General features: G+C 71.8%; 23 protein-coding genes and 1 pseudogene. 10 read left to right on the top strand and 14 right to left on the bottom strand.

Translation table 11 applies throughout. The annotated features are described in order from the left end of the window. Positions 1–28 precede the first annotated feature (28 nt). Positions 29–1,393 carry a cytochrome P450 gene (locus E4P40_RS04225; protein ID WP_135157602.1) on the top strand — a complete coding sequence of 455 codons (1,365 nt, stop codon included), beginning with the start codon at positions 29–31 and terminating at the stop codon, positions 1,391–1,393. On the opposite strand, the gene E4P40_RS04220 is transcribed toward E4P40_RS04225, so the two are convergent. From E4P40_RS04220 to E4P40_RS04200, 5 genes are all read right to left on the bottom strand, one after another. Then, positions 1,377–2,678, bottom strand: a complete 1,302-nt coding sequence (locus tag E4P40_RS04220) for a GTP-binding protein (protein WP_135157604.1) — start codon at positions 2,676–2,678, stop codon at positions 1,377–1,379. The genes E4P40_RS04225 and E4P40_RS04220 overlap by 17 nt on opposite strands. Continuing rightward, positions 2,678–3,580: a sulfate adenylyltransferase subunit CysD gene (gene cysD, locus E4P40_RS04215; protein WP_209305188.1), complete on the bottom strand. Its 903-nt coding sequence runs from the start codon at positions 3,578–3,580 to the stop codon at positions 2,678–2,680. Before cysD (E4P40_RS04215) ends, E4P40_RS04220 begins: the two co-directional genes overlap by 1 nt. A gap of 105 nt (positions 3,581–3,685) precedes the next feature. Further along, positions 3,686–4,420 (bottom strand): inositol monophosphatase family protein, encoded by a 735-nt coding sequence (locus tag E4P40_RS04210; protein ID WP_135157622.1) that lies wholly within the window; start codon positions 4,418–4,420, stop codon positions 3,686–3,688. Position 4,421: 1 nt separating this feature from the next. Then, on the bottom strand, positions 4,422–5,132 hold the full coding sequence (locus E4P40_RS04205) for a hotdog domain-containing protein (protein WP_135157624.1): 711 nt from the start codon (positions 5,130–5,132) through the stop codon (positions 4,422–4,424). A gap of 12 nt (positions 5,133–5,144) precedes the next feature. Further along, positions 5,145–5,882, bottom strand: coding sequence for a HAMP domain-containing sensor histidine kinase (locus E4P40_RS04200; RefSeq protein WP_135157628.1), 738 nt, complete (start codon positions 5,880–5,882; stop codon positions 5,145–5,147). On the opposite strand from E4P40_RS04200, the gene E4P40_RS04195 reads away from it, so the two are divergent. From E4P40_RS04195 to E4P40_RS04175, 5 genes are all read left to right on the top strand, one after another. Beyond that, positions 5,842–6,627, top strand: a complete 786-nt coding sequence (locus E4P40_RS04195) for a HAMP domain-containing sensor histidine kinase (protein ID WP_280790573.1) — start codon at positions 5,842–5,844, stop codon at positions 6,625–6,627. The two genes, E4P40_RS04200 and E4P40_RS04195, sit on opposite strands and share 41 nt — an antisense overlap. 12 nt (positions 6,628–6,639) lie before the next feature. Continuing rightward, entirely contained in the window at positions 6,640–7,350 is a 711-nt protein-coding gene (locus E4P40_RS04190) for a hotdog domain-containing protein (RefSeq protein WP_135157624.1), read from the top strand. A gap of 1 nt (position 7,351) precedes the next feature. Continuing rightward, positions 7,352–8,086, top strand: a complete 735-nt coding sequence (locus tag E4P40_RS04185) for an inositol monophosphatase family protein (RefSeq protein ID WP_135157622.1) — start codon at positions 7,352–7,354, stop codon at positions 8,084–8,086. A gap of 105 nt (positions 8,087–8,191) precedes the next feature. Next, positions 8,192–9,094, top strand: coding sequence for a sulfate adenylyltransferase subunit CysD (cysD, locus tag E4P40_RS04180; RefSeq protein WP_209305188.1), 903 nt, complete (start codon positions 8,192–8,194; stop codon positions 9,092–9,094). Next, positions 9,094–10,395 (top strand): GTP-binding protein, encoded by a 1,302-nt coding sequence (locus E4P40_RS04175; RefSeq protein ID WP_135157604.1) that lies wholly within the window; start codon positions 9,094–9,096, stop codon positions 10,393–10,395. Before cysD (E4P40_RS04180) ends, E4P40_RS04175 begins: the two co-directional genes overlap by 1 nt. Here E4P40_RS04175 and E4P40_RS04170 read toward each other — a convergent pair. The 3 genes from E4P40_RS04170 to E4P40_RS04165 all read right to left on the bottom strand — a co-directional run bounded on the left by E4P40_RS04170 (position 10,379) and on the right by E4P40_RS04165 (position 12,543). Continuing rightward, positions 10,379–11,743 (bottom strand): cytochrome P450, encoded by a 1,365-nt coding sequence (locus E4P40_RS04170; protein ID WP_135157602.1) that lies wholly within the window; start codon positions 11,741–11,743, stop codon positions 10,379–10,381. The genes E4P40_RS04175 and E4P40_RS04170 overlap by 17 nt on opposite strands. Positions 11,744–11,809: 66 nt before the next feature. Further along, on the bottom strand, positions 11,810–11,980 hold the full coding sequence (locus E4P40_RS27910) for a hypothetical protein (protein ID WP_167762102.1): 171 nt from the start codon (positions 11,978–11,980) through the stop codon (positions 11,810–11,812). Between the two features lie 74 nt (positions 11,981–12,054). Beyond that, a complete protein-coding gene (locus E4P40_RS04165) occupies positions 12,055–12,543 on the bottom strand; it encodes an ATP-binding protein (protein WP_245160132.1) in 489 nt (162 codons plus the stop codon). A 134-nt stretch (positions 12,544–12,677) separates the two neighbouring features. Between E4P40_RS04165 and E4P40_RS04160 the strand changes: the two genes are divergently transcribed. Next, the gene (locus E4P40_RS04160) at positions 12,678–13,061 is read left to right on the top strand and encodes a hypothetical protein (RefSeq protein WP_135157600.1); all 384 of its coding nucleotides are present in this window, start codon (positions 12,678–12,680) and stop codon (positions 13,059–13,061) included. Positions 13,062–13,069: 8 nt separating this feature from the next. On the opposite strand, the gene E4P40_RS04155 is transcribed toward E4P40_RS04160, so the two are convergent. Further along, positions 13,070–13,702, bottom strand: coding sequence for a hypothetical protein (locus E4P40_RS04155; protein WP_135157598.1), 633 nt, complete (start codon positions 13,700–13,702; stop codon positions 13,070–13,072). 59 nt (positions 13,703–13,761) lie between these two features. Further along, the gene (gene hrpA, locus E4P40_RS04150) at positions 13,762–17,700 is read right to left on the bottom strand and encodes an ATP-dependent RNA helicase HrpA (protein ID WP_135157596.1); all 3,939 of its coding nucleotides are present in this window, start codon (positions 17,698–17,700) and stop codon (positions 13,762–13,764) included. Between the two features lie 175 nt (positions 17,701–17,875). Between hrpA and E4P40_RS04145 the strand changes: the two genes are divergently transcribed. Together E4P40_RS04145 and E4P40_RS04140 are read left to right on the top strand one after the other, a co-directional pair. Next, positions 17,876–18,406 carry a MarR family transcriptional regulator gene (locus E4P40_RS04145; RefSeq protein WP_135157594.1) on the top strand — a complete coding sequence of 177 codons (531 nt, stop codon included), beginning with the start codon at positions 17,876–17,878 and terminating at the stop codon, positions 18,404–18,406. Further along, positions 18,403–20,169: an MDR family MFS transporter gene (locus E4P40_RS04140; protein WP_135157592.1), complete on the top strand. Its 1,767-nt coding sequence runs from the start codon at positions 18,403–18,405 to the stop codon at positions 20,167–20,169. The genes E4P40_RS04145 and E4P40_RS04140 overlap by 4 nt, the downstream gene beginning before the upstream one ends. 74 nt (positions 20,170–20,243) lie before the next feature. Here E4P40_RS04140 and E4P40_RS28785 read toward each other — a convergent pair. Beyond that, positions 20,244–20,390: pseudogene (locus E4P40_RS28785) on the bottom strand (endonuclease); the annotation flags it as partial. Between the two features lie 16 nt (positions 20,391–20,406). Between E4P40_RS28785 and E4P40_RS04130 the strand changes: the two are divergent. Next, on the top strand, positions 20,407–21,804 hold the full coding sequence (locus E4P40_RS04130; RefSeq protein WP_135157590.1) for a recombinase family protein: 1,398 nt from the start codon (positions 20,407–20,409) through the stop codon (positions 21,802–21,804). A gap of 1,088 nt (positions 21,805–22,892) precedes the next feature. Here E4P40_RS04130 and E4P40_RS04120 read toward each other — a convergent pair. The 3 genes from E4P40_RS04120 to E4P40_RS04110 form a co-directional block, all read right to left on the bottom strand. Further along, positions 22,893–24,008, bottom strand: coding sequence for a hypothetical protein (locus E4P40_RS04120; protein ID WP_135157586.1), 1,116 nt, complete (start codon positions 24,006–24,008; stop codon positions 22,893–22,895). Between the two features lie 81 nt (positions 24,009–24,089). Then, positions 24,090–24,986 (bottom strand): DUF4393 domain-containing protein, encoded by an 897-nt coding sequence (locus E4P40_RS04115; protein WP_167762101.1) that lies wholly within the window; start codon positions 24,984–24,986, stop codon positions 24,090–24,092. Then, complete coding sequence (locus E4P40_RS04110) at positions 24,983–25,945, bottom strand: HNH endonuclease signature motif containing protein (protein WP_135157582.1); 963 nt, start codon at positions 25,943–25,945, stop codon at positions 24,983–24,985. Before E4P40_RS04110 ends, E4P40_RS04115 begins: the two co-directional genes overlap by 4 nt. Positions 25,946–26,017 lie beyond the last annotated feature (72 nt).

The following is a 26,017-nucleotide window of genomic DNA, read 5'->3' as shown; positions in this document are numbered from 1 at the left end:
ACGGTGCCGGCGCTGACAGACTGCGCCGGTGAGCACGGAGAATCCGGTCACGGCTGCCCCTCCTGCCCGGGTGCCGTCCGCTGCCCTGCGCCCTGCGCGCACCGTCGTCCGCTGGGCGGTGCGTCACGGGTTGCCCGCCGTCTACCTCGAGCGCGGCGCCCGCCACGGTGAACCGCTCGGCCGGCTGCTCCGCGACGGCGGGGTGCGCAACGAGCCTCACGCCCTCTACGAGCAGCTTCGCGCCCGCGGCCCCTTGACGACCGGCAGCCTCGGCCCGGTGACGACATCGCACCCGGTCGCCGGGGAAGTCCTCCGCTCGGACCGCTTCGGTGTCGGCTGGCACTGGTCCGCGGCCCCGGCACCGATCCGCTGGGCACTGCGGTTCGGCGACGACCCGGACGCGACCGGGGTCGCGGAGCCACCGTCCATGCTCGTCGTGGACCCACCGGACCACACCCGCTTCCGGCGGCTGGTGAACCGGGCCTTCACCCCGCGGGCGACCGCCGCCTTCGAGCCCGCCGTCCGGCGCACCGCGGATGCGCTGCTCGACGCCCTCGAACTGCGGTCGGCTGGTGTCGACGGCGAGGTGGACCTCGTCGAGACGTACGCCGCACAGCTGCCCGTCCTCGTCATCGCCGACCTGCTGGGCGTGCCCGCCGAGCGCCGGGTCGACTTCCTGCGGTGGGGCGCCGCCGCGGCCGCGACGCTGGACCCCGGCCTCCCCTTCCGCCGGTACGTGGCGTCCGAACGCGCCCTGCGGGCGATGCACGCCTTCCTCCGGGGGCACTTCGCCCGGTTGCGTCGGGACCCGGGCGAGGACCTGGTCAGCCGGCTGGTCGGTCTTCCCGAGGAGGAGGCGTTGACCGAGCGCGAGCTGCACGCGACCGTGATGCTGCTCCTGGGGGCCGGCTTCGAGACGACGATGAACCTGCTCGGCAACGCTGTCGTGCTGCTGGACGCCCACCGCGACCAGTGGGACGCCCTGCGGGCCGACCCCACCGGCTGGGACGGGGCGGTGGAGGAGGTCCTGCGCCACGACAGCCCGGTGCAGATCACCGGCCGGACCGCCAAGGACGACGTCGAGCTGGCGGGCCGCCACGTGCGCGCGGGCGCCCGGGTGACGGTGCTGCTCGGCGCCGCCAACCGCGACCCGGAGGTCTTCCCCGACCCGGCCCGGTTCGACATCGGCCGCGCCAATGCCCGTGACCACCTCGCCTTCTCGGCCGGGATCCACTACTGCGTCGGTGCCGGCCTGGCCCGGATGGAGGCCACGATCGGCCTGCGTGCGCTCACCGAGCGGTTCCCGAGGCTGCGGGTCAGCGGCCGCCCGGTGCGCCGGGACCTGCAGACACTGCGCGGCTTCGAGGTCCTCCCCGTCAGCCTGCGGGGGTGAGCATCCCGGCGCCGACCGTGGCGTTGGTCGCCTCGTCGATCAGGATGAAGCGACCGGTGACCCGGTTGCGGGTGTAGTCGTCGACGAACAGCGGCTGGGTGACCCTCAACTTCACGCGCCCGATGTCGTTGAGCCCGAGCTCGCCGGCGTCGGGGTCGCGGTGCAGCGTGTTCACGTCCAGCCGGTAGGCCAGTTCCTTGACCATCCCGCGGACCGTCCGCGTCGTGTGCTTGATCGCGATCCGCTGCCGCGGCCGCAGCGGCTCGTCGGCCATCCAGCAGACCAGCGCGTCGACGTCCTGGGTGGCGACGGGTGCGTTGGCGGGCCGGCAGATCAGGTCGCCCCGGGAGACGTCGACGTCGTCCTCGAGCCGGACGGTGACCGCCATGGGCGGGAAGGCCTCGTCCACGGGGCCGCGGGGGCCGTCGATCCCGGCGATCCGGGTGGTCAGGCCGCTGGGCAGCACCTGCACCTCGTCGCCGGGGCGGAGCACACCGCTGGCCACCGTGCCGGCGTAACCGCGGTAGTCGTGGAACGCGTCCGACTGCGGGCGGATGACGTACTGCACCGGGAAGCGTGGGTCGACCAGGTTGCGGTCGCTGGCGACGTGCACGTGCTCGAGGTGGTGCAGCAGCGTCGTCCCCTCGTACCAGGGGGTGTTCGGCGAGTGGGTGACCACGTTGTCGCCGTTCAGCGCCGAGATGGGGACGACGGTGAGGTCGGGGATGTTCAGCTTGGCGGCGAAGGCGCTGAACTCGTCGCGGATCTGCTCGTAGACGTCCTCGGACCAGTCGACGAGGTCCATCTTGTTGACCGCCACGACCAGGTGGGGCACGCGCAGCAGCGAGGCGAGGAACGCGTGCCGGCGGCTCTGCTCCAGCATTCCCTTGCGGGCGTCGACCAGGACGATCGCCAGGTCGGCGGTGGAGGCCCCGGTGACCATGTTCCGCGTGTACTGCACGTGGCCCGGGGTGTCGGCGAGGATGAACGTGCGCCGCGGCGTGCTGAAGTACCGGTAGGCGACGTCGATCGTGATGCCCTGCTCGCGCTCGGCGCGCAGCCCGTCGGTCAGCAGCGCGAGGTCGACGTAGTCGCCCTTGCTCGCGCGCTCGACCGCCTCGTACTGGTCCTCGAAGATCGCCTTGCTGTCGTAGAGCAGCCGGCCGATCAGCGTGCTCTTGCCGTCGTCGACGGACCCGGCGGTGGCGATCCGGAGGATGTCCTTGCGTGCGAGCACCCTGTCGTGCGCCTGCTCGGCGAGCGGTGAGTGCAGTGGGACCGCCATCAGAAGTAGCCCTCCTTCTTCCGGTCCTCCATGGCGGCGTCGCTGACCTTGTCGTCCCCACGGGTGGCGCCGCGCTCGGTCATGCGGGTCACCGCGATCTCGGCGATGACCTCCTCGACGGTGGTCGCCTCCGACAGGACCGCGGCGGTCAGGTTGGCGTCGCCCACGGTGCGGTAGCGGACGGTCTCCCGGCGGACCTGCTCGCCGTCCTTCGGCCGGATGAACTCGTTGACCGCGTAGAGCATCCCCTGTCGCTCGACGACGTCGCGTTCCTGCGCGAGGTACAGCGGGGGGATCGCGACGTTCTCGCGGAGGATGTACTGCCAGATGTCGAGCTCGGTCCAGTTCGACAGCGGGAAGACCCGGATCGACTCGCCGAGGTGGATCCGGCCGTTGTAGAGGTCCCAGATCTCCGGGCGCTGGTTCTTCGGGTCCCACTGGCCGAACTCGTCGCGGAAGGAGAACACCCGCTCCTTCGCCCGCGCCTTGTCCTCGTCGCGCCGTGCGCCGCCGAACAGGGCCGTGAACCCGTGCTCCTCCACCGCGTCGAGCAGCACAGGCGTCTGGATGCGGTTGCGGGAGCCGTTGGGCTCCTCCTTGACCGTGCCGGCGGCGATGGCGTCCGGAACGGAGGCGACGATCAGCTGGACGCCGAGCTCGGCCACCCGCTTGTCGCGGAACTCCAGCACGTCGGGGAAGTTCAGCCCGGTGTCCACGTGCATCACCGGGAACGGGATGCGGGCCGGGGCGAAGGCCTTGCGGGCCAGCTCCAGCATCACGATGGAGTCCTTGCCGCCGGAGAAGAGCAGCACGGGGCGCTCCAGCTCGGCCACGACCTCGCGGATCACGTGGATGGACTCGGCCTCGAGCGTCTCGAGCTGGCTCAGCCGGTAGTCGGGCAGCGTTACCGAACTGGTCATGCGCGGGGGGCTCCGGAGGTTCGACGGCAGTGCTCGGCCATGACGGCCAACCGCATCGGACTGGTGCGGATTCCCGACCAGTGTCCGCTATGACGAAGACCGCACCGCAGCCAGGATCGGTTCGGCCAGCTCCGGGCGGCAGACCACCAGGTCAGGCAGCCACGGATCGGGGTCGTTGTAGACCAGCGGGGTGCCGTCGAGTCGGCAGGTGGTGAGCCCGGCGGCACGCGCGACGGCGACCGGGGCCGCGGAGTCCCACTGGTACATGCCGCCGGCGTGCACGTAGGCGTCGACCTCGCCGCGGGCGACGGCCACGGTCTTGTAACCGGCGGAGCCGAGGGGGACGAGGTCGCCGTCGAGGGCAGCCGCGACTGCGTCGGCCTCGGCCGGGGGCCGGGTGCGGCTGACGGCGATGCGTGGCCGGGCGGCCGGGACCGCCGGGGGGACCGGCACCGCCGGGTCGGTCAGCAGGATCTCTCCGAGCGCCGGCAGGGCCACGGCGGCCGCGGCCAGCTCGCCGCCGGCCCAGAGGGCCACGTGCACCGCCCAGTCGTGGCGGCCGTCCCCGTACTCCCGGGTGCCGTCGAGCGGGTCGACGATCCAGACCCGGTCCGCGGTGAGCCGGCGCCGGTCGTCGACCGCCTCCTCGCTGAACACGGCGTCGTCCGGCCGTTCCTCCGACAGGACGGCGAGGATCGCTTCCTGTGCCGCGGCGTCCCCGGCGTCCCCGAGCGCACCGCCGGTCATCTTCCCGCCGCGCAGTTCCAGCAGGACGGCCGCGGCGGCCCGGGCCGCCTCCCCGGCGACGGTGACGTCGTCCACGTCAGTCCTCGCCGAGGGCGGTCGCGTCCGACGCCATGCTCGTGGGCCCCTCCCCGCCGGAGCCGTCGGTGATCGCACCGAAGTAGGCCTCGAGCTTCTCCCGGCGGGGCGTCACGAACAGCCCCCGCGCCTCGACCAGCGGCTGGTCGGGTGCCGCGGCGAGGGCGACGGTGCCGACGATGAGCGACTTGCGCCCGTCGCTCTCCGCCACGGAGCCGCGGAAGACCAGGGGCTCGCCGACCGGCAGGGGGCCGCGGTAGTCCAGCTCCAGGTGGGCGGTCATGCCCCAGACGCCGGCGGCGGCCGCGGTGTCCCCGAGGACCTGGTCCATGAGCAGCGCGCTCATGCCCCCGTGCACGTAGCTGGGGGGACCCTCGTAGGCGACGCCCAGCACCGCCTCCCCGGCCACCCCGTCGCCGGAGCGACGGAGCACCAGCGGTGGGGCCAGCGCGCTGCCCACCCCGGTCACGGGGTTGAAGACCCGGCGGCCGGTCCGTACGTCGTCGAGCGCGGACAGCTGCGAGGCCGGACGGCGCGCGGCGGCCAGCCGCTCGGTCACCTGGCGGACCAGCTCCGCGGCCGCGCGCACCTCGCCGGCCGGGACGGTGGTCGTCACCGACACCTCGATCAGCTCGCGCAGCGCCGTCGCGAGATCGGCTGCGGCGGCCAGCGGTTCGGTGTCGGGGATGGTCCCGGAGTCGTCCTTGGTCACGTCCGGATGCTGTCAGGACGGCGCGACCGGCTCCCCGCCGACCCCGGTGGCCGGCCGGTCCGCCGGGCCGGAGCGGGGGAGGCGGACGATGAAGGTCGCCCCCCTGCCCGGCGCAGTGGAGAGGTCCACGGTGCCGCCGTGCGCGGCCACGAGCGAGCTGACGATCGCCAGTCCGAGGCCGGTCCCGCCGGCCTCGCGGGTGCGCGAGGCGTCGGCCCGGTAGAAGCGCTCGAAGGCGCGTTCGGCGTCCGCGGGGTCCATGCCCGGGCCCTCGTCGGCCACCTGCAGGACCAGGCGGTCGGGATCGACGGCGTCCTGCGCCACGGTCAGCGTCACGCGGGTGCCGGGTGGGGTGTGCGTCAGCGCGTTCGTCACCAGGTTGCCGACGACCTGCCGCAGCCTGCCCTCGTCGCCCATCACCACGGGGACGTCGGTGAGCGAGTCGTCCAGGTGCAGGGCGACGGGCCGGTCGGGCTGCACGGCCGTGGCGTCGTGGACGGCGTCACCGGCGATGCCGGCGAGGTCCACCGGCCCGAAGGTGAGCGGGCGCTGCTGGTCCAGTCGGGCGAGCAGGAGGAGGTCCTCGACGAGCAGCCCCATCCGGGACCCCTCGGACTCGATGCGCTCCATCAGCCGGCGGACGTCCTCGTCGGTCCGGACGGCGCCCTGCCGGTAGAGCTCGGCGAAGCCGCGGATCGAGGTCAGCGGGGTGCGCAGCTCGTGGCTGGCGTCGGCGACGAAGCGGCGCATCCGGTTCTCCGAGCTGCGGGCCTGCTCCTCCGAGATCTGCTGGGCGCGGAAGGCGGTCTCGATCCGCGGCTTCGCCGAGCTCTACCGGCAGGGCGCCGTCCGGACCGACGAGGACGTCCGCCGGCTGATGGAGCGCATCGAGTCCGAGGGGTCCCGGATGGGGCTGCTCGTCGAGGACCTCCTCCTGCTCGCCCGACTGGACCAGCAGCGCCCGCTCACCTTCGGGCCGGTGGACCTCGCCGGCATCGCCGGTGACGCCGTCCACGACGCCACGGCCGTGCAGCCCGACCGGCCCGTCGCCCTGCACCTGGACGACTCGCTCACCGACGTCCCCGTGGTGATGGGCGACGAGGGCAGGCTGCGGCAGGTCGTCGGCAACCTGGTGACGAACGCGCTGACGCACACCCCACCCGGCACCCGCGTGACGCTGACCGTGGCGCAGGACGCCGTCGATCCCGACCGCCTGGTCCTGCAGGTGGCCGACGAGGGCCCGGGCATGGACCCCGCGGACGCCGAACGCGCCTTCGAGCGCTTCTACCGGGCCGACGCCTCGCGCACCCGCGAGGCCGGCGGGACCGGCCTCGGACTGGCGATCGTCAGCTCGCTCGTGGCCGCGCACGGCGGCACCGTGGACCTCTCCACTGCGCCGGGCAGGGGGGCGACCTTCATCGTCCGCCTCCCCCGCTCCGGCCCGGCGGACCGGCCGGCCACCGGGGTCGGCGGGGAGCCGGTCGCGCCGTCCTGACAGCATCCGGACGTGACCAAGGACGACTCCGGGACCATCCCCGACACCGAACCGCTGGCCGCCGCAGCCGATCTCGCGACGGCGCTGCGCGAGCTGATCGAGGTGTCGGTGACGACCACCGTCCCGGCCGGCGAGGTGCGCGCGGCCGCGGAGCTGGTCCGCCAGGTGACCGAGCGGCTGGCCGCCGCGCGCCGTCCGGCCTCGCAGCTGTCCGCGCTCGACGACGTACGGACCGGCCGCCGGGTCTTCAACCCCGTGACCGGGGTGGGCAGCGCGCTGGCCCCACCGCTGGTGCTCCGTCGCTCCGGCGACGGGGTGGCCGGGGAGGCGGTGCTGGGCGTCGCCTACGAGGGTCCCCCCAGCTACGTGCACGGGGGCATGAGCGCGCTGCTCATGGACCAGGTCCTCGGGGACACCGCGGCCGCCGCCGGCGTCTGGGGCATGACCGCCCACCTGGAGCTGGACTACCGCGGCCCCCTGCCGGTCGGCGAGCCCCTGGTCTTCCGCGGCTCCGTGGCGGAGAGCGACGGGCGCAAGTCGCTCATCGTCGGCACCGTCGCCCTCGCCGCGGCACCCGACCAGCCGCTGGTCGAGGCGCGGGGGCTGTTCGTGACGCCCCGCCGGGAGAAGCTCGAGGCCTACTTCGGTGCGATCACCGACGGCTCCGGCGGGGAGGGGCCCACGAGCATGGCGTCGGACGCGACCGCCCTCGGCGAGGACTGACGTGGACGACGTCACCGTCGCCGGGGAGGCGGCCCGGGCCGCCGCGGCCGTCCTGCTGGAACTGCGCGGCGGGAAGATGACCGGCGGTGCGCTCGGGGACGCCGGGGACGCCGCGGCACAGGAAGCGATCCTCGCCGTCCTGTCGGAGGAACGGCCGGACGACGCCGTGTTCAGCGAGGAGGCGGTCGACGACCGGCGCCGGCTCACCGCGGACCGGGTCTGGATCGTCGACCCGCTCGACGGCACCCGGGAGTACGGGGACGGCCGCCACGACTGGGCGGTGCACGTGGCCCTCTGGGCCGGCGGCGAGCTGGCCGCGGCCGCCGTGGCCCTGCCGGCGCTCGGAGAGATCCTGCTGACCGACCCGGCGGTGCCGGTCCCCCCGGCGGTCCCGGCCGCCCGGCCACGCATCGCCGTCAGCCGCACCCGGCCCCCGGCCGAGGCCGACGCAGTCGCGGCTGCCCTCGACGGCGACCTCGTCCCCCTCGGCTCCGCCGGTTACAAGACCGTGGCCGTCGCCCGCGGCGAGGTCGACGCCTACGTGCACGCCGGCGGCATGTACCAGTGGGACTCCGCGGCCCCGGTCGCCGTCGCGCGTGCCGCCGGGCTCACCACCTGCCGACTCGACGGCACCCCGCTGGTCTACAACGACCCCGATCCGTGGCTGCCTGACCTGGTGGTCTGCCGCCCGGAGCTGGCCGAACCGATCCTGGCTGCGGTGCGGTCTTCGTCATAGCGGACACTGGTCGGGAATCCGCACCAGTCCGATGCGGTTGGCCGTCATGGCCGAGCACTGCCGTCGAACCTCCGGAGCCCCCCGCGCATGACCAGTTCGGTAACGCTGCCCGACTACCGGCTGAGCCAGCTCGAGACGCTCGAGGCCGAGTCCATCCACGTGATCCGCGAGGTCGTGGCCGAGCTGGAGCGCCCCGTGCTGCTCTTCTCCGGCGGCAAGGACTCCATCGTGATGCTGGAGCTGGCCCGCAAGGCCTTCGCCCCGGCCCGCATCCCGTTCCCGGTGATGCACGTGGACACCGGGCTGAACTTCCCCGACGTGCTGGAGTTCCGCGACAAGCGGGTGGCCGAGCTCGGCGTCCAGCTGATCGTCGCCTCCGTTCCGGACGCCATCGCCGCCGGCACGGTCAAGGAGGAGCCCAACGGCTCCCGCAACCGCATCCAGACGCCTGTGCTGCTCGACGCGGTGGAGGAGCACGGGTTCACGGCCCTGTTCGGCGGCGCACGGCGCGACGAGGACAAGGCGCGGGCGAAGGAGCGGGTGTTCTCCTTCCGCGACGAGTTCGGCCAGTGGGACCCGAAGAACCAGCGCCCGGAGATCTGGGACCTCTACAACGGCCGGATCCACCTCGGCGAGTCGATCCGGGTCTTCCCGCTGTCGAACTGGACCGAGCTCGACATCTGGCAGTACATCCTCCGCGAGAACGTCGCGATCCCCCCGCTGTACCTCGCGCAGGAACGCGACGTCGTCGAGCGACAGGGGATGCTCTACGCGGTCAACGAGTTCATCCGGCCGAAGGACGGCGAGCAGGTCCGCCGGGAGACCGTCCGCTACCGCACCGTGGGCGACGCCAACCTGACCGCCGCGGTCCTGTCGGAGGCGACCACCGTCGAGGAGGTCATCGCCGAGATCGCGGTGACCCGCATGACCGAGCGCGGCGCCACCCGTGGGGACGACAAGGTCAGCGACGCCGCCATGGAGGACCGGAAGAAGGAGGGCTACTTCTGATGGCGGTCCCACTGCACTCACCGCTCGCCGAGCAGGCGCACGACAGGGTGCTCGCACGCAAGGACATCCTCCGGATCGCCACCGCCGGGTCCGTCGACGACGGCAAGAGCACGCTGATCGGCCGGCTGCTCTACGACAGCAAGGCGATCTTCGAGGACCAGTACGAGGCGGTCGAGCGCGCGAGCAAGGGCGACTACGTCGACCTCGCGCTGCTGACCGACGGGCTGCGCGCCGAGCGCGAGCAGGGCATCACGATCGACGTCGCCTACCGGTACTTCAGCACGCCGCGGCGCACGTTCATCCTCGCCGACACCCCGGGCCACGTGCAGTACACGCGGAACATGGTCACCGGGGCCTCCACCGCCGACCTGGCGATCGTCCTGGTCGACGCCCGCAAGGGAATGCTGGAGCAGAGCCGCCGGCACGCGTTCCTCGCCTCGCTGCTGCGCGTGCCCCACCTGGTCGTGGCGGTCAACAAGATGGACCTCGTCGACTGGTCCGAGGACGTCTACGAGCAGATCCGCGACGAGTTCAGCGCCTTCGCCGCCAAGCTGAACATCCCCGACCTCACCGTCGTCCCCATCTCGGCGCTGAACGGCGACAACGTGGTCACCCACTCGCCGAACACCCCCTGGTACGAGGGGACGACGCTGCTGCACCACCTCGAGCACGTGCACGTCGCCAGCGACCGCAACCTGGTCGACCCACGCTTCCCGGTGCAGTACGTCATCCGCCCGCAGTCGGACGCGTTCCACGACTACCGCGGTTACGCCGGCACGGTGGCCAGCGGTGTGCTCCGCCCCGGCGACGAGGTGCAGGTGCTGCCCAGCGGCCTGACCACCCGGATCGCCGGGATCGACGGCCCCCGCGGCCCCGTGGACGAGGCCTTCCCGCCCATGGCGGTCACCGTCCGGCTCGAGGACGACGTCGACGTCTCCCGGGGCGACCTGATCTGCCGGCCCGCCAACGCACCCGTCGCCACCCAGGACGTCGACGCGCTGGTCTGCTGGATGGCCGACGAGCCGCTGCGGCCGCGGCAGCGGATCGCGATCAAGCACACGACGCGGACGGTCCGCGGGATGGTCAAGGAACTGGCCTACCGGCTGGACGTGAACACGCTGCACCGCGACCCCGACGCCGGCGAGCTCGGGCTCAACGACATCGGGCGCGTGAAGTTGAGGGTCACCCAGCCGCTGTTCGTCGACGACTACACCCGCAACCGGGTCACCGGTCGCTTCATCCTGATCGACGAGGCGACCAACGCCACGGTCGGCGCCGGGATGCTCACCCCCGCAGGCTGACGGGGAGGACCTCGAAGCCGCGCAGTGTCTGCAGGTCCCGGCGCACCGGGCGGCCGCTGACCCGCAGCCTCGGGAACCGCTCGGTGAGCGCACGCAGGCCGATCGTGGCCTCCATCCGGGCCAGGCCGGCACCGACGCAGTAGTGGATCCCGGCCGAGAAGGCGAGGTGGTCACGGGCATTGGCGCGGCCGATGTCGAACCGGGCCGGGTCGGGGAAGACCTCCGGGTCGCGGTTGGCGGCGCCGAGCAGCACCGTCACCCGGGCGCCCGCGCGCACGTGGCGGCCCGCCAGCTCGACGTCGTCCTTGGCGGTCCGGCCGGTGATCTGCACCGGGCTGTCGTGGCGCAGGACCTCCTCCACCGCCCCGTCCCAGCCGGTGGGGTCGGCCCGCAGGGCGTCCCACTGGTCGCGGTGGGCGTCCAGCAGCACGACAGCGTTGCCGAGCAGGTTCATCGTCGTCTCGAAGCCGGCCCCCAGGAGCAGCATCACGGTCGCGTGCAGCTCGCGCTCGGTCAACGCCTCCTCCTCGGGAAGACCGACCAGCCGGCTGACCAGGTCCTCGCCCGGGTCCCGACGCAACCGGGCGAAGTGCCCCCGGAGGAAGGCGTGCATCGCCCGCAGGGCGCGTTCGGACGCCACGTACCGGCGGAAGGGGAGGCCGGGGTCCAGCGTCGCGGCCGCGGCGGCGCCCCACCGCAGGAAGTCGACCCGGCGCTCGGCGGGCACGCCCAGCAGGTCGGCGATGACGAGGACGGGCAGCTGTGCGGCGTACGTCTCGACGAGGTCCACCTCGCCGTCGACACCAGCCGACCGCAGTTCGAGGGCGTCGAGCAGCGCATCCGCGGTGCGCCGGACGGCGGGCTCGAAGGCGGCGGTCGCCCGCGGGGTGAAGGCCCGGTTCACCAGCCGCCGGAAGCGGGTGTGGTCCGGTGGGTCCACGACGAGCATGGACGGTGGCTCCGCGACCCCGGTCGCGTCCGGGTCGTCGCCGAACCGCAGTGCCCAGCGGATCGGTGCCGGGGCCGCGGACCAGTGCCAGCCGACACCGAAGCGGTCCGAGCGGAGGACTTCCCCGGCGACCGGGTGCGATGTCGTCACCGGGCCGAGGCTGCCGGTCGTCAAGGGGCCGCGGGCGCGAAGCTGCTCGTAGAGGGCGTGAGGCTCGTTGCGCACCCCGCCGTCGCGGAGCAGCCGGCCGAGCGGTTCACCGTGGCGGGCGCCGCGCTCGAGGTAGACGGCGGGCAACCCGTGACGCACCGCCCAGCGGACGACGGTGCGCGCAGGGCGCAGGGCAGCGGACGGCACCCGGGCAGGAGGGGCAGCCGTGACCGGATTCTCCGTGCTCACCGGCGCAGTCTGTCAGCGCCGGCACCGTCCCGTCCGGGCTGCACCGGTCGGGACGGCGCCGCGCCCTCAGGCCTGGTCGGTCGGTGCCGGAGCGTCGCTCGGGTCGCCGTTCCAGTCCTTGCCGGCCGTGTCGGCGTTCTCCGAGGCGCTGTCGGTCTGACCGGCGACGGTCTCGACCATCTCCTCGTCGGACAGGCCCTCGCCGGCGGCGTGGGTCGAACCGGTGGGCTCGCTCATCGTGCAGTCCCCTCTCGTCGCTGATCAGAGTCCCCCCAGCCGTCCCCGGTCGGCCCCGGCGGCAAACCCTCGCCTCAGTCGAGCGGCGGGCGAAGCTCGAACCACACCCGCTTGCCGCCACGGTGGTCCTCGGCCCCCCAGCGGTCCGCGATCGCCTGCACCATCCGCATGCCGCGGCCCCGTGGCCGGTCCAGCGAGAGCTGCTGGACGACGGGGCGCACGGAGGATCCGTCGATGACGGCGATGCGCAACCAATCCTCCGCCACCCCGACCTCCAGCGTGAGCGTCGAGTCGCCGCCGACGTGGTCGACGACGTTGGAGACGAGCTCGGTGACCAGCAGCGCCGCGTCCTCGCGGTCGTGCGGGACGTCCCACGCGCGCAGCAGCTCCAGGACCAGGTGACGGGACACGGGCACGCTGGGCGGGATCGAGGGAAGGTCGATGGACGCGGTGCGGCTGGACATCAGGGCGGGGCTTCCGTTCTTCCGGTGGGGCGGGAAGAGGGCGCCCACGTCGATGTGGTCGTCCAGGCGGCCGGTGCCGCGCCTTTCCGTTGTGCGCAACTAAACACGGAGTGATGACGTCATGCAAGGGGGGTTGCATGTCATGCCTGTTGCATGTCACAACCATTGCATGCAATAGCCGTTGAATAAGGTAGTGTGCAACCGACTCGAGCCCTGGCAGAGGAGAGACCGTCGTGAGCGCGGAGCCGCAGAATGGTCCCTCCGGGGACGCCGCTGAGCGCGCCCTCGCCGACCTCGTGCGGGAGCTCGACCGGTGCGTCGGCGAGCTCGAGCAGGCACGGACGCGCGCCGAGAAGCTCCTCGAGCACCGACGGTCCGGCGGGCCCTGGCTGGAGATCGTGACCACGGAGTCGCGCCCGCTCATCGTGGAACGGATCTCGACGGTCCTGTCCTCGCTCGCCACCGCCGGTCACTCCTGGCGCCGCGAGCAGGCGGCTGCCCTGCAGGCCGAGCAGATCAGCATCAACCGGATCGCTGCGCTGTTCGGCGTGACCCGGCAGCGCATCTCGGCCCTGCTGAAGGAGCAGGACGCCGCGTCCGCGCCGACCGGCGACTGAAGGTCCCGTCACGCGGCGAGCCGGGTCTCCGCCGCGGCGGAGGAGCGCCGGGAGGCGAGCGCCAGCCCGAGGCGGATGTGGGCGGCGGCGAAGATGACGACGGCCACCTTCCCGGCGACCGGCAGGAACGGCCCCTCCAGGGCGGCGAACAGCACCGTGCCGACGGCGAGCAGGATGCCGGCGCCGCGTGGCAGGACGCGGGCCCGTTCGACCGCGAGCCCCATGAGGACCAGGCCGAGGAACCACAGCCCCGCGAGCGCCCCCGTGGAGCGCAGACCCACGGATCCGAGCAGCGGTCCCCCCAGGTCCAGCAGCTCGGGGTGCTCTCGCGCGATACCCGGGAAGAGGAACGCCTCGGCGAGGAAGAGCCCCGCGGCGACCACGACGCCCGGCACCGCCAGCACGGCTCCGCACAGCCCGAGGTTCCCGAGCCTCGATCCGTACGTGGCGATCAGTCCGGCCAGGCCGAGGACGGTCAGGATCCCGGCGAGGACCAGCGCGACGTGCAGCGCCGGCCACACCCACTGGCGGGAGGCCTCCGCGAAGCCGATGTCGAGGGCGTTCGGATGCACCAGCTCGGACAGGAAGAGCACCCCGGCGGCGATCCAGCATGCGCCGGCCCAGCGGGCGACGGTGTCCACGACTCCTCCCCTCGGTGGGGAGGTCCATGGTCGCGCTCCGTCCCGCGCTGGGACAGCCCTCAGGCGATGAGCTGGTCGATCGCCTTGTAGACCCGCTGCTCGGAGATCGGCCGCGGAGTGCCGATGCCCTGGGCGAAGAGTCCGACGCGCAGCTCCTCGATCATCCAGCGGATGCGGGCCACGGGGTCGTCGGGCCCACCGGTGGAGGGCACCTGCGCCCGCAGCTGGTCGTACTCGGCCGTCACGGCGGTGACCTGCCGCATCCAGAGCTCGTCGCGGGCGGCGTTGGCCGGCAGCTTGTCCAGCCGGTACCGCATGGCCTTCAGGTAGCGGACGACGTCGGGCAGCCGGCGCCGCCCGGTCGCGGCGACGAACCCGCGGTGCAGCAGCCCGCCCATCTGGCGGCGGAGATCGGCGATCGCCGCCTCGGGCACCCGTCGTCCCGGCGCCGCACCGATGGCGACCGCCACCTCGCGGGCCTCGGTGAGCACGGCCTCGACCTTCTGCACGGCGTCGACCGTCAGCCGGTGCAGGTCGGTCTTCGCGGCGGCCACCAGGGCCGCGAAGGCGGCCGCGTCGCGCGGCGGACCGCCGGCGGCGGCGATCAGTTCGTCGGCGGCCGCGTCCACGCAGTCGGCGACGAGGTCGGGGATCTCACCGTCCGGGTTGAACTGGAGCGCGAGCCTGGTGCGGGGGGACAGCGTCCTGACCACCTGCTTGACCGGTGACCCCGCGACGAGCACCAGCAGCCGTCGCGCACCGCGCCAGGTGAGCCGGGTGGCCTCCGCTTCGGTGGCGACCACGCGGATGCCGACGGTCTCCCCCTCGTCGACGAGCGCCGGGTACGCGGTCACGAGGTGGCCGCCGCGCTGGACCTCGACCGTGCGGGGCAGGTCGCCGATCGTCCAGTCGGTGAGGCGGCTCCGCTCGAGGTCCGAGGCCGCGCGGGCCAGGCTCGCCCGCGCCGTCGGTGCGACCTGCGCCTTGAGCGCGGCGAGGTCCTTCCCCACGGCCAGCGGTCGCTGCTGGTCGTCGAGCACCCGGAACGTCGCGCGCAGGTAGTCGGGCACCTGGTCCGGCGCCCACGCGTCCGGCGGGATCGTCACCGCCGTGGCGCGGCGCAGCTCGCGCTCGAGCGCCGGCAGCAGCGGCTCGCCGGGGTCGACGTGCGGGAGGACCTCGCGCACCCGGTCGGGGATCGGGACCAGCCCGCGGCGCACCTGCTTGGGCAGGGTGCGCAGCAGGGCGGTCACGAGTTCCTCGCGCAGCCCCGGCACGGTGAAGGCCAGCGACTCCCCCGAGGTCCGCTGAGCGACCCCGTCGAGGACGGCCAGCGGCACGTCGACCGTGACGCCGTCCTCGGCCGCCCCGGGGGCGAACGCGTAGGAGAGCGGCAGCGTCAGCCCCTGCGAGAGCTCCACCTCGTCGGGGTAGTCCTCGACCCGCACCTGACCGGCCGCGGCCGCGTTGGTGAGCATCTCGGGGGTGAAGCTGAGCAGGTCGGGCCGGTCGCGCCGCGCGGTCTTCCACCAGCGGTCGAAGTGCCGGGTCGACACGACGTCGGCGGGGAGCCGCGCGTCGTAGAGCTCGAACAACGTCTCCTCGTCGACCCGGATGTCCCGCCGGCGGGCCCGCTCCTCCAGCGCCGCCACCTGCTCGATCGCGCGCTGGTTGTCGGCCCAGAAGCGGTGGTGCGTCGTCCACTCCCCCTCGACGAGGGCGTGCCGGATGAACAGCTCCCGGGATATGACGGGGTCGATGGACCCGTACTGCACGCGGCGGCCCACCACGAGCGGCAGTCCGTAGAGGGTGACCCGCTCGGTCGCGACGACCGATCCCCGTTTGGCGTCCCAGCGGGGCTCGGAGTACTGCCGCTTGACCAGGTGCCCGGCGAGCCGCTCGACCGTCTCGGGATCGATGCGGGCCACGGTGCGGGCGAACAGCCGGCTGGTCTCGACGAGCTCGGCGGCCACCACCCATCGGGGGGGCTTCTTGGCCAACGGCGTGCCGGGCGCGATGACGAACCGGGTGTTGCGCGTCCCGAGGTACTCGCGGCTCGGCTTCTTGTCGCCCTTGGCCGGTTCCGCCTGCATCCCCACGTGCGACAGAAGGCCGGCGAGCAACGCCGCGTGGATGCCCTTCTCGTCCGGCTCGGCGGCCGGTTCGCCGAGGGTCATCCCGAGGCGCCGGGCGGTGCCCCTCAGCTGGCCGTGCAGGTCCTGCCACTCACGGATCCGGAGGTAGTGCAGGAACTCGCGCTTGACCGTGCGGCGGAACTGGTTGCCGCTCAGGGCGTCCTGCTGCTCGCCGAGGTAGCGCCAGAGGTTCAGCAGCGCCAGGAAGTCGGAGGTCTCGTCGGCGAAGCGCGCGTGCAGCTGGTCGGCTGCCTGCTGGTGCTCGCTCGGCCGTTCGCGCGGGTCCTGGATGGTCAGCCCCGCGGCGATGACCAGGACCTCCTCGAGAACGCCACGCTCGTTCGCCTCGACCACCATGCGGGCCATGCGCGGGTCCAGCGGGAGGGCGGCGAGTGCCCGGCCGGTCGCGGTGAGCTTCCCGTGCTCGTCGAGGGCGTGCAGCTCCTCGAGCAGGGCGAGTCCGTCGGCGACGGCCCGGCGGTCCGGCGGGTCGACGAACGGGAAGTCCTCGACGTCCCCGAGGTCGAGGGCCGCCATCTGCAGCAGGACCGAGGCCAGGTTGGTGCGCAGGATCTCCGGGTCGGTGAACTCCGGCCGCGCCTCGAAGTCGGCCTCGGTGTAGAGCCGGATGGCGATGCCGGGGCCCAGCCGCCCGCACCGGCCGGAGCGCTGCCGGGCCGACGCCTGGCTGACCGCCTCGATGGGCAGCCGCTGCACCTTCGTCCGGTGGCTGTACCGGGAGATGCGCGCCGTCCCCGGGTCGATCACGTAGCGGATGCCCGGCACGGTCAGCGAGGTCTCGGCGACGTTGGTGGCCAGCACGACCCGCCGTCCGGAATGGGGGGCGAAGACCTTGTGCTGGTTGGCGGCGGACAGTCGCGAGTACAGGGGGACGATCTCGGTGAACGGCAGGGCGCGTTCGCCGAGTGCGTCCTGGGTGTCGCGGATCTCCCGCTCGCCGGCCAGGAACACGAGGATGTCCCCCGGCCCCTCGGCGACCAGCTCGTCGACGGCGTCGACGATCGCGCTGACCTGGTCGCGGTCGGGATCGGCGTCCTCGTCGTCCGGGTCGACCACCGGCCGGTACCGCACCTCGACGGGATAGGTCCGCCCGCTGACCTCGACGACCGGCGCCCCCGCGAAGTGGGCCGCCACCCGCTCCACGTCGATCGTGGCCGAGGTGATGACGAGCTTCAGGTCGGGACGGCGGGGCAGCAGCTGGGCGAGGTAGCCCAGCAGGAAGTCGATGTTGAGGCTCCGCTCGTGCGCCTCGTCGAGGATGATCGTGTCGTACTGGCGCAGCAGCCGGTCGTGGGCGATCTCGGCGAGCAGGACGCCGTCGGTCATCAGTTTCACCAGCGTGCCGTCGGAGACGTTGTCGCTGAACCGCATCTTGAAGCCCACGACGTCGCCGAGCGGGGTGTCCAGCTCCTCGGCGATCCGCTCCGCGACGCTGCGAGCGGCGATGCGGCGCGGCTGGGTGTGCCCGATGCGGCCACGCACCCCGCGGCCCAGCTCCAGCGCGATCTTCGGCAGCTGGGTCGTCTTGCCCGAGCCGGTCTCCCCGGCGACGACGACCACCTGGGCGTCGCGCAGAGCCGCGGCGATGTCCTCCCTGCGCCGGCTCACCGGCAGCTCGTCGGGATAGCTGATCACCGGGACGGCAGCCCGCCGGCGCGCGATGCGGGCCTCGGCGGTGGCGACGTCGGCCGCGATCCGCTCGCGCTGCCGCTCGCGGGCGTGCGGGTCGCGCGTCGTCCGCAGGCCGTCCAGGCGCCGGCGCAGCCGGTGCTCGTCCGCGAGGGTCAGCTCCGGCAGCCGCGCCCGGAGATCCCCGACGGGGTCGCTGTGCGAAGCGCTCACGGGCGGTCTCGGGTTCCTCTCCGGGCGGGGCGGGTAGCTGGCGGGCGGCTCCAGGATCCCATCCGGCGCCGGTCGCGTCGGTCGGGCGGATCACATTGATTGCGCCGCGCAACTGATTGCGTGCGTCCTACAACCGGTTGTACGGTGCAATTCTTCCTTCGTCCTCCGGAGCCGCATGTCCGTCGCCGATGCACCGCGAGCCGCCGCGGACCCCGTCGACCGGGTCGCCCTGGTGCGCACCCTGGGCGAGCAGCTGCCCCGCTTCATGCGACTGATCCACGCGCTCAAGAGCCAGCTGGCGCGGACCGACAACCGCGACCGGGCCGCCCACGTGCTGCTCTTCCCGCTCGTCCGGCTGGGTCCGCTGCGTCAGGGAGCGCTCGCCGAGCTCGTGCACGCCGACCCCTCCACCGTGAGCCGGCACGTCGCGGCACTGGTCGAGCAGGGCCTGGTCCGGCGGGTCGCCGACGAATCCGACGGCCGGGCCAGCCGCCTGGTGGTCACCGACGCGGGTCACGCCGCGCTCGACGCGCTCCGCCGCGAGCGGGAGAACCACCTCGAGCACGTGCTGTCCGCATGGGACGACGGCGACCTCGCCGCGTTCACCGGCCTGTTCGGCCGCCTCCTCGACGACCTGACCGCCAGCCTGCCCGGGAACCCCGAGGCCGGCGGCACCTCTTCCCTCGACCCGAGAGAGATCCGATGAGCCAGTCCACCCGCACCAACGCGGCCGACCGCCGGGACGCCCGCGCGGCGGCCGCCGCCCCGGACGCCACCGGTGCGTTCACCCACCGGCAGATCCTCACCATCCTGGGCGGCCTGCTGCTCGGCATGTTCCTCGCCGCGCTGGACCAGACCGTCGTCTCGACGGCCATCCGGACGATCGCCGACGACCTGAACGGTTACGACCTCCAGGCCTGGGCGACGACGTCCTTCCTGATCACCTCGACGATCGCCACGCCGCTCTACGGCAAGCTGTCGGACCTCTACGGACGGCGGCCGTTCTACCTCTTCGCCATCGGGGTCTTCGTCGTCGGCTCGATGCTCTGCGGGCTGGCCGACTCGATGTACCAGCTGGCCGTCTACCGGGCCGTCCAGGGCATCGGCGCCGGTGGCCTGATGTCGCTGGCCCTGGCGATCATCGGCGACATCGTGCCGCCGCGGGAGCGCTCCCGGTACCAGGGCTTCTTCATGGCGGTGTTCGGCACCTCGAGCGTGCTGGGACCGGTCATCGGCGGCTTCCTGGCCGGCCAGGACTCGCTGCTGGGCATCACCGGCTGGCGCTGGATCTTCTACGTCAACGTGCCTCTGGGCCTGCTCGCGTTCGCCGTGGTGTGGCGGGTCCTGCACCTGCCACACCAGCGCCGCGACCACCGCATCGACTGGCCCGGCGCGCTCGCGCTGGTCACCTGCCTGGTGCCGCTGCTGATCATCGCCGAGCAGGGACGCACGTGGGGCTGGGACTCCGGCCGGGCACTGCTCTGCTACGCCATCGGCGCCGTCGGCTTCCTTCTGTTCGTGCTCGCCGAGCGGGCCTACCAGGACGACGCCCTGCTCCCGCTGCGGCTGTTCACGAACCGCAGCTTCGCCGTGGGCAGTGTCGGCAGCATCGTGCTCGGTGCCGGCATGTTCGGCGGCATCCTGCTGCTCCCGCAGTACCTGCAGATCGTGCACGGCTCGAGCCCGACGGTCGCCGGGCTGCAGATGATCCCGCTGGTCGCCGGCATCATGACCGGCGCGATGAGCTCGGGCATCGCGATCAGCAGGACGGGCAAGTACAAGGTGTTCCCGCTGGTCGGGATCGTGTTCATCGTCGTCGCGCTGGTCTCGATGTCACTGGTCCTCGAGGCCGACACGTCGGTGTGGACCCTCGTGCCGTTCATGGTCCTCATGGGCGTGGGCCTCGGCTTCAACTTCCAGCCGGTGATCCTCGCCGTCCAGAACGCCGTCTCCCCCCGGGAGATGGGGGTCGCCACGTCGTCGGTCACGTTCTTCCGCCAGATGGGCGGCACGATCGGCGTCGCGGCGTTCCTGTCGATCCTGTTCACCCGGCTGCCCACCGACATCGGCAGCCGCATCGCCGAGACGGCCGCGGCCGACCCGGAGGCCGCCGCTCAGGCCGCACAGCTGCAGGCGCAGGGGGTGGACGAGGTCCTCGCGGACACGACGGGCATCGCGAACTTCCCGCTGCTCGTCGAGCCGTTCCGCGAGGGCTTCACCGCATCGATCGACCTGGTGTTCCTCGTCGCGGCGGCCGTGGTGGCGATCGGCTTCTTCGTGCTGATCTTCCTGCCGCAGCTCCCGCTCAGCGACAAGTCGGGCATCCAGGCACTTCAGGAGGACGGGGCGCAGCCCGGCACCGCGGTGACCCCGGACGTCCCGGCCGACCAGCCGACGCAGTCGGTGGGAGCCTCGGCGCCGACGTCGACCGCGCCACCCGCGGGGACGGCGGAGGACCCGCGCCGCTGAGCACCACCGCTCCCTGAGGGCTGCCTCTCACGTCGGAGAGGCAGCCCTCAGCGCGTTCCCATGACGGGCGGGGGCTACACGAGCACCGGTGAAGGAAGAAGGATCTCGGTGTCGTCGGGGCGGTAGGTGCGCCATCGGCCGTCGGGTGGTCGTTCGACCCGGAATCCGTGGTGGACCTTGGTGTGATGGCGTTCGCAGAGCAGCGCGGAGTTTGCGACGCTTCGCTAATCTGCCCCCATGTCAGGGGTCAGAGCAGCGGCGGTCTACGCGCGGATCAGTAGCGACACAGAGGGCAAGGCCCTGGGCGTTACGCGCCAGCTGGAGGACTGCCGCCGCCTGGCCGCACAGCTGGGCTGGACCATCGCCCAGGAGTACGTGGACAACGACCTGTCGGCCTACTCCGGCAAGCGCCGCCCGGCCTACCAGCAGCTGCTGACGGACGTAGCGGACGGCCTGCGGGACGCGGTGATCTGCTACCACGTTGACCGGCTGACCCGCCGACCGGTGGAGTTGGAGCAGTTCGTCACCACCGTGGACGCCGCCGGAGTGCGGCAGGTCCGGTTCGTGTCCGGGGACATGGACCTCGGCACCGGGGACGGGCTGCTGATCGGAAGGATCATGGCGGCAGTGGCAGCGAATGAGTCAGCGGCCAAGAGCCGCCGCATGCGGCGCAAGTGGGAGCAGACCGCCGCCCAAGGGGTGCCGCATGGCGGCAGCGTCCGGCCGTTCGGATACGAGGCCGACCGGATCACCGTCCGCCCGGAGGAAGCCGAGGTCATCCGACAGCTGGTCGCCCGCTATCTGGCCGGGGAGAGCCTGCGGTCGCTGTGCACCTGGCTGACAGATCAGAGTGTGTCCACGGTGACCGGCGGCGAGTGGCGGTCACCCACGCTGCGCGGGCTGCTGCGCTCTGGCCGGATCGCCGGGCTGCGCGAGTACCGCGGCGAGGTCGTCGGCCCGGCGCAGTGGGCGCCGATCATCGATCCGGCCGATCGGGACCGAGTGCTGGCCCGCATGGCCGAGCGGGTGGCCAGCGGACGGCGGACCCCTCGCCGCTATGTCCTGTCGGGGCTGCTGCGGTGCGGAAAGTGCGGCGGCAAGCTCTACGCCTCCCGGCGCGAGACGTCCCGCCGCTACGTGTGCCTCCCCGGACCCGACCACGGCGGCTGCGGGCGCCTCACCGTCGTCGCTGAGCCCCTCGAGGCCATGCTGGTGGAGGCCGTCATGCAACGCTTGGACGGCCCGGAGCTGGCCGACACGCTGGCCGGCCGGCGCAGCGACTCCGCCGCCGCCGAGCTCAGCGACGGCCTGGCCGGCGACCAGGAGCAGCTCGACGAGCTGGCGGTGATGTTCGGCAAGCAGGAGATCAGCGCGCGCGAGTGGCGCGCGGCCCGCGAGCCGATCGAGCGGCGCATTCATGACCGGCAGCGTCGTCTATCGGCCCTGACGCAGACCGACGCCCTGACCGGCCTGCCGGGCAACGGCGGGCAGCTCCGCGACCAGTGGGAGTCCCTGAGCCTGTCCCGGCAGGCAGCGATCGTCGGAGCGGTGCTCGACCACGCGGTGATAGAGGCCGGTCAGCTAGGAGCGCGATCGCTGGACCCGTCCCGAGTGCGGGCGGTCTGGCGGCTGTGACGCCGACCGGGGCCGCCCCTTCCCGCGCTTCGCGCGGTTCGGGGTCTGCCCACCGGCGGCGGCAACAGCGCCGCCACCTGCCCGAGCACCTGCGGATCGGTCACGCGGACCGGCACACCCTGCGCGGCGCAGGACTCGGCCAGCCACTCGGCCACCTGGGCCGGGGTCAGCTTGGCCACGTCGGCCCGTTCGGGGACGTGGAGGAACAGTTGCGGTGCACGACGCGCTCCGGGGCATCGATCCAGTAAGGGATCGACCCCGGCGCCTACGCCCTCGGCTCGTTTCCTGCTCCGGCATCAGCAGGGTGCCGCCCACTCGACTGACTTTGTCGATGGACACGGGGATTGGGGTCCAGTCCGCCAGCGGGCCCGAGTGGGTGGCCCGGCAGCTCTTCCGCGTCCTCCGCAGGCTAGCGCGACTAGGCGAAGCGCTTCGCCGCACCCTGCCGAGTCATGCCAAGGGCCAGGCCGACCTCTTCCCAGGTGGCTCCGTGGGCTCTCGCCCGCCCGACGCTCTTCGTCAACTCGCGCTCTGCGCGCATGACGACGACGCGGGCCGCGACCACGTCCTGCAACAGGTAGGGCACCCGACCGCGCCGCCAGGTAGCGGTCCGGACGGAGCCGCGCCGAGTCGATGCCGGGGCGTCGTCCGCGTCGTCGTCCTGGGCTTCTACCAGCGCATTCTCGTCTGAGGCGTCTGCGTCGGAAGCCTCTTCAGCAGGGGGAAGCTGGGCGGGAAACGACGGGCGCGCTTCGCGCGCCGCCGGTGGCGTCGGGCGCCTCTGCGGTTGCCTCGGCTTTCGCCGCGCTGACTGGGGCATACGCGAGGATAGCGCAACCACAGTTACCAAGGCGGGGGAGTTATTCGCGGGGTTACCAAGGGCGCCTCCGGCGCCTGTGCCGTCCCCGACACGGGGCAGGCGGCCGTCAAGGGCGCTCCGCGCCGCTACGCGGTGCCTCCGGCACCCTTGACCGCCGCCGTCGGGCGGCGGTTCGCGAAGTGGCGCGACCGCAACGGGCAGTTGCGGGTCCGGGGGAAAGAACGCCCCCGACCCCCACCCGCCAAGCGGTCGGGGCGAAGGGTCGCCGTCAGTCCGCTTTGTCGGAGCCTTCCGACTTAGGCCGCGAAGCGTCCTCCTCGCCTGAAGCGGCCTTGGTCGTCCGGGCACGCTTAGGTGCGTCTGCCTTCATCGCTCGTGGTGCACGAGCCTTTGAGGTCCGCCCCTCCCTCTTGGCACGCCGTTCACTCCGCTCGGTCATCGCGTTCGCATAGTCCGCTGACGCGTGCCGGAGGGCGACCCGTGCCATGCCCAGATCCGTGAGATAGGGCCTCCCCGAGCTATCCCTGTTTGCCTCATCGATGTCCAGAGCGGACGGCGTGCCCTTCTTGATGTCGCGTTCCACAGCGGCCATCGAGCGATACCCGGCGTCCGCAAGCTCCTCTGCAAGAACTCCGAAGGTGTTGCGGGGAGCACGACGTCGGTCCGAGAAAAGTAGTCGGACGAGTGCTTCGACAGTGTTCAGGTTGACCTCAAGGTCACGCCCACCTTCGGCAATCGCAGAACTGGCTCGCTTAGCGGATCGGCCCGACTCTCGCGAGAACGTCTCGAATTGCCGATCCGCTACATAGAACAATCCGCTTAGGGCGTAGAAGTCGCGGCGCAACTCGCTAGGAATAGAAGCTTCACCCTTGTAGTCCAAGTAGTGCGAAACGTTCGCCCAAGCGTCCATGAGGATGGTGCGCACTTGCACCTCAAAGTCCAGGTCATGAAGCCCATCGTACCGGGGCCCGGACATGGACTTGCTGAATCGAATGACGTAGTGGACGGACATGTAGCCGAAGACGTCCTCGGCTGCCCCAAGGATCTTATTGTCCTCGCTGATGACATCGAATTCATCGCGCAGTAGTTGCCCGACCCGCTCAAGGTCAGACAGAAAGAGGCACACAACGCGTACCCCTGCGAGATCGAACGACTCCTTTGGCTCTTCGCCTTGCATGGTTTCTTGGCGCTTGACTTTTCCGAGGTAGCTTTCGCGAGTCTTCAGTCTGGATACGACCGAATGCACTTTGATCTTCCGCTGCGTCAGAAAGTGCTTGAGAGTGAATTCGCCTTCCTGGCGCAAGCGGTCGAAAGCTGAAGCAGTGGCGTCGTAGAACTCCTCAGGCGTCACCTCCGCCGGCGACCTGCTCGACTCGACACCCATGCGGCGACACGCTACGGGGCGGAGGTGTCACTCGCGATGTGTCGTCTTGCGAGCGCTGCTGTGTGCGGCCTACCCCGGCGGCTAATCGCCGTCCTCGACCTCGGCCAACCCTGGCGCGCCGTCGAGCCCTACCCCGTCGTATGAGACGGCAGCCAAGAATCGTGATCCAAAGTCTGTAGTCCGCAGGACGCCGCGCTCAATGTCGAATCCCTCTCGGCCTCGCGGATCGCTCTCGATCAACAACAGGAATTCCGGCCGCTCGTGCACCCATGAGTAACGCCCCTCGTCGACAAAGCTGCGCATATAGTCGACCTCAATCAGTCCGAGGCGAATCCAGTTGTCGATCCAGACCGGAAGGGAGGACTCCTCTTTCGGTTCATTAGTCTCGGAAAGATGCAAGGGGAGCAGATAGTTGAAGGCGATTACGCCGCCTTCGCCCTCCGGCGACTTGCGCGACACTCGTACCGCAGGAAGGAGCTTCGCGCGCAAGGTCTCAAGAAGCAGAGTCGCCTCTCCAGGAGAGAGCTGTCGGATCACTTCAGCGAAGGAGGGATGTGCATTACTCGAAACCCGGTCGTCCGTGGCTGTTGCGAGCAGACTCAAGTACATCTCCTTAAGGTCTGGCTCCTCGAACGAATAGCCAAGGCCTTGCATCGCGGGAATAGCCACCGAAGGTGATGGCGTAACGAGATGCTCGTCCGGGATGCCGGTCACCTTCTTGGCCATGTCCTCGTGGAACCCGGTGTCAAAGTATTCGCGCGAGAGCCCAAGAAAGCGCGCCAGCGGCTGGTAGACCTTCAAGAGCACTGCCTGCTTGATGGCGACACGGCGGGCGTAGCTCTCCGCAGCCGCTTTCATGTTTGGCGACTCTGTGGCCAGACCCTGCAGGGCGCTCTTGTCGTCCTTATCGTCGACGGCCTTCTTCGCTACGGATGCCGCTGCTTGGGCCGCCACTGGAACGATCTCGCCGCCCGTCATGCGGCAGACCATACGGGTCTAGTTGAGGGGGTGACCTTTGGACGAGCGAAGTTGTCGAGGCTGGTCTCGCCGCCGTTGATCCAGTGGATCAGGTGGTGGACGTCGCACCAGTGGCTCGGCGCTGCGCAGCCGGCGAACACGCAGGTGTGGTCTCTGACCTCGACCGCCCGGCGCAGGGATGGCGGGACGACCCGGTGCGAGCGTCCCAGCTCCAGGGGTTGTCCTTCGGGCCCGACGACCACCCGGGTGATGGTGCCGTCGCAGGCGAGCCAGCGTGCCCGTGCTGCCGAGATGTCCACCCCGAACCCCGTCGTCCCGGCGCCGGGACCGGTGGTGGGGTCGACGGGGTCGGCCAGCGGGATGGTGACGACGACGTGCGGCTTGACGGTGCGAAGGACCGGTAGTTCGCCGGTGGCCAGCGCGTTGTCGGCGAGTTGCACGAACGCGTCGCCCAGCTGCTGGGCGCGGCTGCGGGGGTCCTGGGCGGGCCGGTTGGCCTGGACGATGGACTCCAGTGCGGCCTGAACCTTCTGGCCGCCGACGGCGTCCAGTTCGAACCGGCCGGACACGCTGCCGTCGGCGTGCATGAACAACCTGAGCGACCGGTCCTCGGTGGGGTCGGGCTCGGATCCGTCGGGGTCGAGGCAGGCGAGGTGGTGGTGCACCACCCGGGCCAGGTGCCCGTGTTCCTGGGTGGCGGCGGTCTCGGCCAGCACCCGGTCGACCTCGGCGAGGTCGACGCCGTGCTCGGCGGCGGCGGCGAGGTTGTCCGGGGTGACCACCGGCGTGACGACGGCGACCTGCGCGCAGTCTGCCACGCGGACGGTGCGGGCGAGTTCGGCGTCGATCCGGTTCCGGGCCCGCACGAGTTCGGCCGTCCGGGCCGGCAGCTGCGGCGCCACCAGGACATGGAGGTCGTCGGCGGCGAGCGCGTCGAGTGCCGACCGCAGCCCGCCCATCAGACCTCCGAACCCCTTCGATCAGGTGTTCGAAGTCTACCGCCCCAGGAGGCCCTTCACCACATGAATCCC

It is taken from the genome of Blastococcus sp. CT_GayMR20, from assembly GCF_004570345.1.
This window is presented reverse-complemented; position numbering and strand designations above follow the sequence as displayed.

What these genes read in the sequence shown, in the direction of transcription:
- E4P40_RS04220 (WP_135157604.1), bottom strand. Translation starts at nt 2,678, where the DNA reads ATGGCGGTCCCACTGCACTCACCGCTCGCCGAGCAGGCGCACGACAGG.
- E4P40_RS04200 (WP_135157628.1), bottom strand. Translation starts at nt 5,882, where the DNA reads ATGCGCCGCTTCGTCGCCGACGCCAGCCACGAGCTGCGCACCCCGCTG.
- E4P40_RS04175 (WP_135157604.1), top strand. Translation starts at nt 9,094, where the DNA reads ATGGCGGTCCCACTGCACTCACCGCTCGCCGAGCAGGCGCACGACAGG.
- E4P40_RS27910 (WP_167762102.1), bottom strand. Translation starts at nt 11,980, where the DNA reads ATGAGCGAGCCCACCGGTTCGACCCACGCCGCCGGCGAGGGCCTGTCC.
- E4P40_RS04145 (WP_135157594.1), top strand. Translation starts at nt 17,876, where the DNA reads ATGTCCGTCGCCGATGCACCGCGAGCCGCCGCGGACCCCGTCGACCGG.
- E4P40_RS04140 (WP_135157592.1), top strand. Translation starts at nt 18,403, where the DNA reads ATGAGCCAGTCCACCCGCACCAACGCGGCCGACCGCCGGGACGCCCGC.
- E4P40_RS04130 (WP_135157590.1), top strand. Translation starts at nt 20,407, where the DNA reads ATGTCAGGGGTCAGAGCAGCGGCGGTCTACGCGCGGATCAGTAGCGAC.
- E4P40_RS04120 (WP_135157586.1), bottom strand. Translation starts at nt 24,008, where the DNA reads ATGGGTGTCGAGTCGAGCAGGTCGCCGGCGGAGGTGACGCCTGAGGAG.
- E4P40_RS04115 (WP_167762101.1), bottom strand. Translation starts at nt 24,986, where the DNA reads ATGACGGGCGGCGAGATCGTTCCAGTGGCGGCCCAAGCAGCGGCATCC.
- E4P40_RS04110 (WP_135157582.1), bottom strand. Translation starts at nt 25,945, where the DNA reads ATGGGCGGGCTGCGGTCGGCACTCGACGCGCTCGCCGCCGACGACCTC.